Source organism: Amycolatopsis pithecellobii (genome assembly GCF_009707865.1).
Classification (GTDB): domain Bacteria; phylum Actinomycetota; class Actinomycetes; order Mycobacteriales; family Pseudonocardiaceae; genus Amycolatopsis_E; species Amycolatopsis_E pithecellobii.
In genome coordinates this window covers 26,184-36,616 of record NZ_WMBA01000076.1, presented here as the reverse complement: position 1 = coordinate 36,616, position 10,433 = coordinate 26,184, and the positions used below count along the sequence as shown (strand labels likewise).

The following is a 10,433-nucleotide window of genomic DNA, read 5'->3' as shown; positions in this document are numbered from 1 at the left end:
CGCCCGAAAATCTTGGTCTCCATGGTTTCCGGGCCGACGAACCGGTGGTTGGCTTCCATCCCGGTCAACGCATCCGGGCTCAACGCCGCGCGCCCCTCCAGCACGATACGGATCTCATCATCCCAGTCCAGCTCATCCGGCGCGTCAGTGACCAAACCCCACTCGACCGCCTCGACCGGCCCGAGCGAGCGGTCACGTTCTCCCTTCAGCCGGTCCAGCTGCGCACTCTCACCATAGAAACGCGACTCCACACGCGACAGTCCATTCCCCATCGGGAACACCCCGAAATTAGCCTCGGACAACACAACCGAGGCACATTCCTCACCGTCCAACATGTACTGACGATCACAAGCCAACGCGAGCTCCAGCAACATCCCCGCAAAACAACTACCCGGCTCGACCAACGCGATCAGACTACGACTGGTCACATCAAGCCGCTTGAGCGTGCGCTTGAAGTACAGCACCATCTCCTTACACAGCCAGTCACCGCCGCCCAGCACCCGCCGCTCGTGGTCCAACACCGCCACCGGGTCCCCCTCAGTACGAATGACCCAGGTGCCAAGCTCCGGTTCGTTCACCCGCAACCGCAAGATCAGATCGTCGAGCTCGCGCGTCATCGCGAGGAACCAGTCGTCCGCGCCCGGCCCGTGCACGGTGATCTCGACGAGACCGTTGCCCAGCTTCGCCGTGACATGGCGATAACGGATCTCGTCGCCGGTCTCGATGCGCTCCAGCGGCCCCAGCTTGATGCCCTTGGCGTCGGCGGGGCGGGTGCTGCGAGCTGCGATTTCGCCGGCCCGCCTGTGCACGACTTCGCGGAACTGCCGGCGCGGCACCAGTTCGTCGACCAGGCGCCAGTCCACGGCCGTCTTGCCCCGGATCCCGTCGGGACGGGTCGCGAACACATCCGCACGGTCCTTGCGGACACCCCGCTTGTCGACCAGCCGGGTCAGCCCGCCCGTGCCCGGCAGCACCCCGAGCAGCGACACCTCCGGCAACGCGACAGTCGAGGAGTTGTCATCAACCAAAATGATTTCTTCGCACGCCAGCGCCATCTCATAGCCGCCACCAGCACAACTGCCGTTGACCGCGGCGATGTACGTCTGCCCCGAGTTCTCCGTCGCATCCTCGATACCGTTGCGAGTCTCGTTGGTGAACTTGCAAAAGTTCACCTTCCACTCGTGCGGCGAGCCGGCCAGCATCCGGATGTTCGCACCCGCGCAGAACACCTTCTCCTTGGCACTGGTGATGACCACAGCAGCGACCTCCGGATGCTCGAACCGCAGCCGCTGCACCGCGTCGTAGAGCTCGATGTCCACACCAAGGTCATAGGAATTGAGCTTCAGCTCGTAGCCCTCGACGAGCCCGCCCTGCTCGTCGACATCAAGCTCGAGCCAAGCGATCGGCGGTTCGATACGCAGGTGCCAATGCCGGTACGAGGCCGGCTCCCGATCGAATGACACCGTCGTCATACCCAAATTCTCTACACTTTCGTGTAGAACGTCAACGTTGTGTGGATAATTGGTTGCGGACTTATCCTGATGGACATGGCCGATCTGAAACCGCGATCTCGTGACGTGACCGATGGGCTCGAACGTGCCGCCGCACGCGGGATGCTGCGCGCGGTGGGGATGGGTGACGAGGATTTCGCGAAGCCTCAGGTCGGCATCGCGTCCTCGTGGAACGAAATCACGCCGTGCAACCTTTCGCTGCAACGCCTCGCCCAGGCGGGCAAGCAGGGTGTGCACGCGGGCGGTGGTTTCCCCTTGGAATTCGGGACGATCTCGGTCAGCGACGGCATCTCCATGGGACACAAGGGAATGCACTTCTCCCTGGTTTCGCGGGAGATCATCGCCGACTCGGTGGAAACCGTCCTGGAGGCCGAACGGCTCGACGGGGTCATGTTGCTGGCCGGCTGTGACAAAAGCCTGCCCGGCATGCTGATGGCTGCCGCGCGGCTCGATGTCGCTGCGGTTTTCCTCTATGCCGGTTCAATCCTGCCGGGCACGGTCGATGGCCGCGAGGTCACGATCATCGACGCGTTCGAGGCGGTCGGTGCCTGTCAGCGCGGGCTCATCTCGCGCGAGGAGGTCGACAAGATCGAACGTGCGATCTGCCCCGGCGAAGGTGCGTGTGGCGGGATGTACACGGCAAACACGATGGCTTGTGCGGCTGAGGCACTGGGCATGTCGCTGCCCGGCTCGGCGAGCCCTCCCTCGGTGGACCGGCGGCGTGACCGGTTCGCGAGGGAAAGTGGTGAAGCGGTGATCGGCATGCTCACGGCGGGTATCACCGCCCGGGATGTGCTGACACGGGAGGCGTTCGAGAACGCGATCGCCGTCGTGATGGCACTGGGTGGCTCGACCAACGCGGTGCTGCACCTGCTCGCCATCGCCCACGAGGCCGAAGTACCGTTGACACTGAACGATTTCACGCGCATCGGCGATCGCGTGCCGCATCTCGCGGACGTGAAACCCTTTGGCCGGCACGTAATGACGGCGGTGGACCGGGTCGGCGGCGTCCCCGTGGTGATGAAGGCGTTGCTGGACGCCGGACTGTTGAACGGAGATTGTCTTACCGTCACGGGGAAAACTCTCGCGGAGAACCTCGCCGAACTTGCCCCGCCCGAGCTCGACGGCGAGGTCATCCGCACACTGTCGAACCCGATCCACCCCACCGGCGGCCTGACCATCTTGCATGGCTCGCTGGCCCCGGAAGGCGCGGTAGTCAAGAGCGCCGGGTTCGACTCGTCGCGTTTTGAAGGCAAGGCAAGGGTTTTCGACGGCGAGCAGGCCGCGATGGACGCACTGGGCACCCTCGAACCGGGCGATGTAGTGGTCATCAGATACGAAGGCCCACGCGGTGGCCCCGGCATGCGGGAAATGCTGGCCGTCACCGGCGCGATCAAAGGCGCCGGGCTGGGGAAAGACGTACTCTTGCTGACGGATGGCCGTTTTTCCGGTGGTACAACGGGATTGTGCATCGGTCACGTCGCGCCGGAAGCCGCACATGGTGGCCCCATCGCATTGGTGCGAGACGGCGACCCAATCGTGCTGGACATGGAATCGCGCACGCTGGACGTTGGTATCGACGAACAGGAACTGGCAAAACGTCGAGCGGAATGGACGGCGCCACCAGCCCCCGTGCGGCGCGGTGTCCTGGCAAAATACGCGGCATTGGTAGGCTCAGCAGCCAACGGCGCCGTATGTTCGTGACGTAAAGTGCGGCAAGGGAAAGGAAACTCAGAGGGCGCCCCGCGCCCGGTCAATTCCGCACCGAAAAGGACCAGGGCATCGCGCGGGGCGTCACCTTGAGTGGGTGGTCGAGTTGCGGGCCTTTCAGCCCGTTTTTCTTTTTATTCCGGGCTTTCCAGGCCTGGGCTTACGTGGGGGCGGCGGCCTTCCTGCCCCGGGACCGGTTGCACGGTGGGTTCGTTCAGGCGTGGGTCCATCGATACGCGGCCACGGTAATCGTCCACGGCCTGTTCTTCTCGCATGCGGGCGAGTGCGGCGATGGCGATCGCGTGTGCGATGCCGATGACCAGCAACATTACCCCCAACCGTCCGATTACCGACGGTAATGAGCTGCCGCCGGGGAAGGGGACCGTCGAAAGTAGCGCAAGCGCGCCAAGGACAACCAGGTGGAACAGGACGGCGATCAACCGGGTCATTGACGACTCAGCGCGTGCGTCACCTGCCGAGTGTTCCAGATAGCGCTTTCCGCTGTGGTAAATGATCTGGCCGTCGACCACGACCATCAGCGCCCCCACCACGAGGAAGATGACATAGGCGTTCGTGTCCACGACTAGCTCCTCTCCGTCACACCACGGTTACCCACGATCGGGCAAGGCAAACGGAATGTGGGTCAGGGCTGCGGAGTTGAACCCTGCATGGCCGATATTGCCGAACGTGCCCTCGCCGCTGCGAACACCATCGCGGTGGTCGGATTGAGCCGGGACCCCGGAAAAGCTGCGCACTCGGTGCCGGCGGTCCTGCAGGCACACGGATTCCGCATCATCCCCGTACATCCCGTCGCGGACGAGTTGCTGGGCGAGAAGGTGTACCGCTCGCTCAGTGAGATCCCCGAGCCGATCGACCTCGTCGACGTCTTCCGGCCCGCCCCGGAGGCGCCGGGAATCGCGCGGGAAGCCGTGGCGATCGGTGCGAAGACCCTGTGGCTGCAACAGGGAATCGTGTCCGCCGAAGCCCGGCGGATCGCGACCGAAGCCGGCCTCGACTATGTCGAGGATCGATGCACGGCGGTGGTCAGGGCGCTGGGGCAGATCACCAAGAACCGGTGAAAAACGCCGATACGCCTGGCGGCGGGCCTGTTCTGGACCGCGACGACGACCGACCCGATCGCCTGCCGCTGGGCTGAATGATCCTGGGGCCACGGTCGAGCCCACCGCGCAGTTCGTGACCCCGCCATGTCCTGCGCGCGGCGGCGAACTAGGGAGCCGGCTAGCGCGTGATGCTCTATTCCCATGGTTCGCCTGGCTCGGGAAAAACGACCCTGTCGAGAGCGGTGATCGACTTGGGCGACCTGAGCAACGTACATCCCAGCCCCGACCGTTCCTTCGCACGCAAGAACCTCAAGGCCATATGGCCGAACTACGCGGCGATTCCGCAGCTGACCCCCGAAGCCGTTTGAAGGAGCGGGTAACGGCGGGGAACCCAATGAGTTCTGCCACAGCCGACTAAGAGACTTCGTCGACCTCTGCCATCGGCGGGGCGACCTTTCGAAGATCAGTGGACCAAGCGGCCCGAGAAGTCATCGACAAGGTCGGCTGGCCGAGGGGGCACGAGGCGGTGCGGGGAGACAGAACCTGACCTCATCCGCCCGGCCGTGGTCGCCGGCACCCGCCAGAGGGTGCCACTGAGACCAAAACTGAGACGACCCGCGACCAGTAAGTGTCCCGCCGCTGGGAGACGCCCTGGTCGAAGGAGAGCCGATTGGGGGACTCGAACCCCTCCCATTCGTTCCATTGTAGACAGACTGGCGCACCAAGGACGGGCCCGGGAAGGCGACCGGTTTATCTTCAAGGCACGGCCTACCTGCGACCTTCTGATCCTGCAGACGGGGACAACGTCAACGAGGCCGCCCGCGGCATCCGCCGCTGCGCGACGCGCTCATGGACTCGTCTTGGTTTCACGGGGCGCGTCAGCATCGCGCCAAGCTCCCGCCCCAGCACTGGCCGCCGTCCTCGCTTGCTCCCACTTCAGCTTCGCGATCTGGCCGGCTGGCAGGTCTACCCGGCGACGCCAGCGCCGACCGCTCGCAATCACCGCCGCGCCACCCAACCCCAGACCGGTCAGCCCGACAACGCACCCGGCCAGTAGCATCGCGGCCGCGGCGATGAACAACCCCCGGTGAAGGTCTTCCAGTATTGGGTCTGTGCGTCGTTCCGTCATGTCTTTCCTCCAGTGGTACATCCCGGCCGCGGCCGGAAATGCCCGCACCGCCGCCGTAGGGTGCCCCCTCCGCCCGCGGGCCACATCACCTGCCGCGGATGACACCCTGCCCGGGTCGGCCTCTACGACGGTCGCGCACGAGGCAGATCACGATGCCGCCGGTCTTGCAGTCGGACGGGTAAGTCGGCCACCGAGGATGTCTGCCGCACGGCGATCGGATTCGTTCTGCCAGGCGGCATACACGCGCAGAGTTGTTGCGCCTCCGCCGCCGTGACCTAGCCTGCCAGCGACGGTACGGAGGTCGACGCCCGCGGTAAGTAGCTCAGTAGCGGCAATAGTGCCGCAGCGCATGCAGGTGGCTGTCGATGCCGAGCGACTTGCACATCTTGCTGTACCGGTGGGTGACGGCGTCAGGGTCGGCGAGACGGTTGGCGGTCGGCGCGTACGAGAACAACAGGGCATTCGGTGCTGGTTCGGCGTCGAGGTCGCGCATTGTGGCCTCGTAGCGCTGGCGGTGTTCCGCGAGCAGCTCCGTTGTGGTCGGGTCCAATGAGATCAGCCGCATCTGGTGAGTCTTGGTGTCCTTCTCGATCAGGACGCTTGACGGCCGGGCAAACGGCGGCTTCGGCTGCGGGGGCGTCTGCGACGGCTTCTTGGCTACGTCGCACGGGTTCGACTGCAACCAGCCCACCGCACGGTCGCGGCGAAAATCGCGCTCAGCGCATAGTGGATCTTCAGGATAGTGCCGGGCGGCAACGGGTCACACTCGTGCGGCCGGCACTCGATCACCTTGCACCCGGCCTTGGCGCAGTCGTGCTCCGGGTAGCCGCCAGCCGGACGCCGGCATGGTGGGCGCTGTGCAGAACAACGCGGCATTCGTGCTCCTCGGTCGTCCTGTGCTCGATGAACGGCCGCCCGTCGCATCGCCGCCGACACCGGCGCAGCTCTGCGTAGAACGTTTCGAGCGCGCGCGTCGATCTTGGATACGGGCTGGTCGCTGAGGGCGGGTCCGATGAACTGCTTGTCGAACAGCCTGTAGTGGCGCCGTGTCGCGAGCTCCATCTCGTGCGTTTCCATAAACGCCTCGATCGCCGCGCGTAGGGTCCCCTTCGTGCGGGCATGCTTGCGGTCGTCAACCTTGGTCAGAAGGCGCCGCATGATCTTGTCGACGTGACCAGCCACGATCGCGTCTTACTCGCACCCAGGGTGATTCCCATGGCGCGCGCCTCACCGCTGCACGAAAACCTGTTTCCCCTGGTAAACCCTGGAGCCGACTAGGGGACTCGAACCCCTGACCTGCTGTTTACAAGCTGTTGGGTGCGGGGTGCGAGACGGTTCTCCTCGGCCGAACACGCTGGTCAGAGCCTCAATGCGTCCTGCTCCGTCCCCTGGAGTCCTCCGGTGAATGAGACGGCAACTGAGACGGAGCCGAAGAAAAAACGAGCCGACCGCGTAGGCAATGGAGACCAGTCCAGCGGTAATCTTGCGGGCCAGACCATCGCCTCGCACGGGGTCATTCGGTCAGCGCGACACAGAAGGGACCACCACACCGAACAGCGCCCGAACACAGCGTCGATTAGGGCCAGCACCAGGAACGTGATCAACAGGTTCCGGATCTGGATCAAGACCCTGTTCGATCGCTGCTTGAGCCAGCGGGTTTTGACTACGCCGGATGCGGTGCTCGGCGCGCAAGGCGCTGGTGTCTGCCTGCTGCGGGGCCAGCTTCTCCTTGATCTGTGTGCACGGAGAATCGCGGAAGGGGACGGCGCGTTACGATAGACGGCTACTTGTCCGACACGCTTGATTTACAGGATGGCGGCAGCGCCGGCTCTGACCTGCACGTGCCCGAGAACGGACGCCGGCGGATACTCATCGGACAGCGGCACGATGAGTATCCGGGGGCCAGGACGCAACCGCCCGCACCCCACCGCTCGTGCATAGCGCTGCCAGGAACCTATTCGCGCAACATCGCCAACGGAAGTCCATCGAGACGATCGGTGAGCCGGACAAAATTCCGCAGGGTCAAATACGCTGCGAGATCATTCCAGTTGGAACGTATACGCTCGACCGCCGACCTTGCCTGTTCGCGCGCCTGCGCAACACCAAAACCGGTACGCTTGCCGATCTTGTCGAAGCTCCTCAGGTCGACCTCAGCGAACATCTTTGTGCCACCGAGGTTCAACCCCATATCATCTTCCGTAACAAATAACACAGTCGGCAGTACGTCGTAAAGCGGACTCAGAGTCGGATTCTGGCCGTCCAGGTAACGAAAGGCCCAGTTCTTTAAATGAGCATCGCCGTTCCCAACAAGCACGTTCAACACCAAGCGGTCAATAACCTCCGCCACCGAATCTTCGCCTGTCAATTCTGCAACATAGGAAGCAACTATCTCAAAGTTGGCAGACGTATACTTTGCTGTCTCTCGCGTAGCAGGGATGTTGTGGATCTGCGCCAGCTCTTCCATATGGATGCGACGGCCGTTCTCGGCGCGATCGAATCGATCAACCACTAACACTAGGCGCTCGCCCACCCAGTCGACCCACTTCTCCAGATTCTTAATGTCGCTGATCCGCACTAGCCGAGCATCAGAGGTAAGAATTCCGGAAGCACGCGCCAGCTCTAGTGCGCCATACTCCGCCTCTGGGACGCCGTCAAATCCCGGCCGCCCGTCGGGCAGCTTTGCAATTACATTACCAGCGACACCGCGAGCGGGAATAGTCAAGCCTCGCCCATCAGAGAAGATCGAATATTTGAGCTGCGCGCCCGCCAGGCTGAACTTAAGTAGCGGGTTATCATTATCGTCGCTCTCGTCTGGCCAGTACTCCGGAACGTTGTAGGTTAAACCCGACGCCTGAATTGGAAGTGCCCTGACGGCACCTTGGAGATCAGTAGGTCCCAAGCGACGAAGGAGTTCAAATTCGCGAACGCTGTTTACGTGAGCCGCTTCAGCAACCGCGCTACGAAGTCGACCTTCGGGAAGCAAATGCGAAAACCACCGAGGCAAGGCGACGTGTGCATTTGGTTTCCAATCCTTACCATGCTCCTCGAATATCTGCCCAAGAACGGGGCGCCCGCCTTGTTCCCAATACGACGGAAGGAACTCAAACCAATTGTCCGAATAATTATTCTTGAGCAGACCGACATCCACCCATTCAGCGTCCGGCCGCTGCAACTGCACGAGTAGCGCACGCCCATCGGAGTCCGTCATTCACTCTCATCCATTTCATCGCCGATGGCCATTTGCCGCAATGGCGGACGAATGCGCTTCCCAGGCTCCAGCCTGCTGTCTAGAAATCGCTCCACGAGGGCCGCTAGCGCCTTTTTCCTAATACGAATGAAGATATCGAACTGCGAGTTAAGGAGCGCCCGCCTTGCTGGCGGATCAATGAGATGACTTGAAAGAATCTTTTCGTCAGCGATTTCGCGAATCTTGGGCGAATCTGCGCGCCAGAAACCACGGTTAGCCGCCAATGACCTTCCCTCGGGAGTAAACCGTGTCACAGCGTCCGACCCGTACTTCTGAAACTCGCTGGCAATATCGATTCGGTTTCCATTTTCGTCTAACGGCTCGAGCGAGGCCAGAGCTAGAGAGATAAGGCGCGTGTTGGCATTCTTCGTGTTGAAACCATCCATCGGCAGTGTGGGTACCGGCCGATCGGGCGTGAAATCCAATAGCGCCTTAATCGCATCGTATTCAGCCGGCGCCCGCTCGGGGTCGCGGAGTTCTGGATTGACCGATCTGATCGCGCGCCTCAGAACCGGAGTTTGGCCTCCTTCGCGGCCAAAGCCATGAACCCAGCCCCTCCAGAGCCATCTTGCGAGGAGCCTTTTGTCCCACGCAGCCGGGTTAGGATGGAGATGGAAGAATACAGCCAGCACCGGCAATGGCAACGTATTTGGCATAAGCAACTGGTGGGCGACACCCTCGCTGCGAAGAAACTCGACCGCACGAGTCAATGCAACTTCAGTCAGATCAAACCAATCGGCTGGTCGTTCCGTCCCATCCTCAAACTCATCCCGAATGTCCCGCTGAACATCACCGCCCCGAAGCGCCAACAGGCTCTGTACTACGCGGCCCTCATCGATGCTTCCGAACCCCAACTTGTCGAGCGCCGCCACAACGGACCCAGGGCTCCCAGGTTCGTCGTTTCCCGCGAACAGGGCATGAAACACCTGCGCCCGACTAATAGGCTTGCCAGCGGAATTGACGCGGTCGAAAACTTCCCGGAGCAGTTCTTGGTTGTCACCCGAGACGATGTAGGCGGGTATACGATAGTCGCGAAGAGCGCCAGCAAGATGGTCCGCCAAGTCGAAATCCTCGGCCTCTAGCTCGTCGGAGTGATTCCGAAGCCACTGAATCAGTGTGCGCGATTCTAATGCATCGCGAACGGGTATCGCCCGCGGGGGAGCCAAACCTTTGCGTGGGGTGACAAATTTCTGAGTTTCTAAATCGAAGAACACTTCAAAACGTTCATCCGTAGATTGATAGCGCGGGCTGAGCGTCGCGAATAATGAGGTAATCCTTTGCTGTCCGTCAACAACCCAATAGGCCCCTGAGCGTGCCGGTACATCGAAAGTGATCGGCCCCAAGGAAACCGTACCCGCCTCGGCGTTTTGACGCCATAAGAGCAGCGTTCCTACAGGAAATCCACGGTATAAACTGTCGAACAGTTGTCGGACGTCTTTCGCCGTCCACGCAAATTGGCGCTGAAACGTCGGGACCCGAATACTACCCTCGGCGGCTAAGGCGACGATTTCGGGAATACTGAAGCTTCCCGAGCCTGAGCCGTCAAGCGGGACACCGGCAGTCATTCTGAATCCTTCTCCTCGACGCAAGTGAGCACTAAGTAAAGTGTACCGGTTCAGGATCAAAACCCACGGATATCGGGTCAGGCCGGTCAAGCGACGCTCGTGACAGGGACACAACACAGGCACGAGCAGTCGAGGTGCATCGATGGCCTGCTACCCGCTCCGGGTCTTCGCTGAGATCTGAGTGCCTCCGGCAACCCGATACCAAGTGGA

General features: G+C 62.1%; 9 protein-coding genes. 3 read left to right on the top strand and 6 right to left on the bottom strand.

Annotated elements, in window-relative coordinates:
* A partial coding sequence (gene boxC / locus GKO32_RS33105; protein WP_154760849.1) for a 2,3-epoxybenzoyl-CoA dihydrolase occupies window positions 1–1,472 on the bottom strand: 1,472 nt, incomplete at its 3' end.
* Between the two features lie 75 nt (window positions 1,473–1,547).
* On the opposite strand from boxC, the gene ilvD reads away from it, so the two are divergent.
* Window positions 1,548–3,215, top strand: a complete 1,668-nt coding sequence (gene ilvD / locus GKO32_RS33100) for a dihydroxy-acid dehydratase (protein WP_208024619.1) — start codon at window positions 1,548–1,550, stop codon at window positions 3,213–3,215.
* A gap of 140 nt (window positions 3,216–3,355) precedes the next feature.
* On the opposite strand, the gene GKO32_RS33095 is transcribed toward ilvD, so the two are convergent.
* Window positions 3,356–3,802 carry a hypothetical protein gene (locus GKO32_RS33095; protein WP_312868986.1) on the bottom strand — a complete coding sequence of 149 codons (447 nt, stop codon included), beginning with the start codon at window positions 3,800–3,802 and terminating at the stop codon, window positions 3,356–3,358.
* Between the two features lie 87 nt (window positions 3,803–3,889).
* On the opposite strand from GKO32_RS33095, the gene GKO32_RS33090 reads away from it, so the two are divergent.
* Together GKO32_RS33090 and GKO32_RS33085 are read left to right on the top strand one after the other, a co-directional pair.
* Window positions 3,890–4,300 (top strand): CoA-binding protein, encoded by a 411-nt coding sequence (locus GKO32_RS33090; protein WP_154760847.1) that lies wholly within the window; start codon window positions 3,890–3,892, stop codon window positions 4,298–4,300.
* Between the two features lie 167 nt (window positions 4,301–4,467).
* On the top strand, window positions 4,468–4,650 hold the full coding sequence (locus tag GKO32_RS33085) for a DEAD/DEAH box helicase family protein (RefSeq protein ID WP_154760846.1): 183 nt from the start codon (window positions 4,468–4,470) through the stop codon (window positions 4,648–4,650).
* Between the two features lie 1,083 nt (window positions 4,651–5,733).
* Here GKO32_RS33085 and GKO32_RS33080 read toward each other — a convergent pair.
* The 4 genes from GKO32_RS33080 to GKO32_RS33065 form a co-directional block, all read right to left on the bottom strand.
* Window positions 5,734–5,976 (bottom strand): site-specific integrase, encoded by a 243-nt coding sequence (locus GKO32_RS33080; protein WP_154760845.1) that lies wholly within the window; start codon window positions 5,974–5,976, stop codon window positions 5,734–5,736.
* Between the two features lie 92 nt (window positions 5,977–6,068).
* Window positions 6,069–6,593: a hypothetical protein gene (locus GKO32_RS33075; protein ID WP_154760844.1), complete on the bottom strand. Its 525-nt coding sequence runs from the start codon at window positions 6,591–6,593 to the stop codon at window positions 6,069–6,071.
* 772 nt (window positions 6,594–7,365) lie between these two features.
* Complete coding sequence (locus GKO32_RS33070; protein WP_154760843.1) at window positions 7,366–8,619, bottom strand: type II toxin-antitoxin system HipA family toxin; 1,254 nt, start codon at window positions 8,617–8,619, stop codon at window positions 7,366–7,368.
* Window positions 8,616–10,223: a DUF262 domain-containing protein gene (locus tag GKO32_RS33065; protein ID WP_154760842.1), complete on the bottom strand. Its 1,608-nt coding sequence runs from the start codon at window positions 10,221–10,223 to the stop codon at window positions 8,616–8,618. The genes GKO32_RS33070 and GKO32_RS33065 overlap by 4 nt, the downstream gene beginning before the upstream one ends.
* Between the last annotated feature and the right edge of the window lie 210 nt (window positions 10,224–10,433).

What these genes read in the sequence shown, in the direction of transcription:
- ilvD (WP_208024619.1), top strand. Translation starts at nt 1,548, where the DNA reads ATGGCCGATCTGAAACCGCGATCTCGTGACGTGACCGATGGGCTCGAA.
- GKO32_RS33090 (WP_154760847.1), top strand. Translation starts at nt 3,890, where the DNA reads ATGGCCGATATTGCCGAACGTGCCCTCGCCGCTGCGAACACCATCGCG.
- GKO32_RS33080 (WP_154760845.1), bottom strand. Translation starts at nt 5,976, where the DNA reads ATGCGGCTGATCTCATTGGACCCGACCACAACGGAGCTGCTCGCGGAA.
- GKO32_RS33070 (WP_154760843.1), bottom strand. Translation starts at nt 8,619, where the DNA reads ATGACGGACTCCGATGGGCGTGCGCTACTCGTGCAGTTGCAGCGGCCG.
- GKO32_RS33065 (WP_154760842.1), bottom strand. Translation starts at nt 10,223, where the DNA reads ATGACTGCCGGTGTCCCGCTTGACGGCTCAGGCTCGGGAAGCTTCAGT.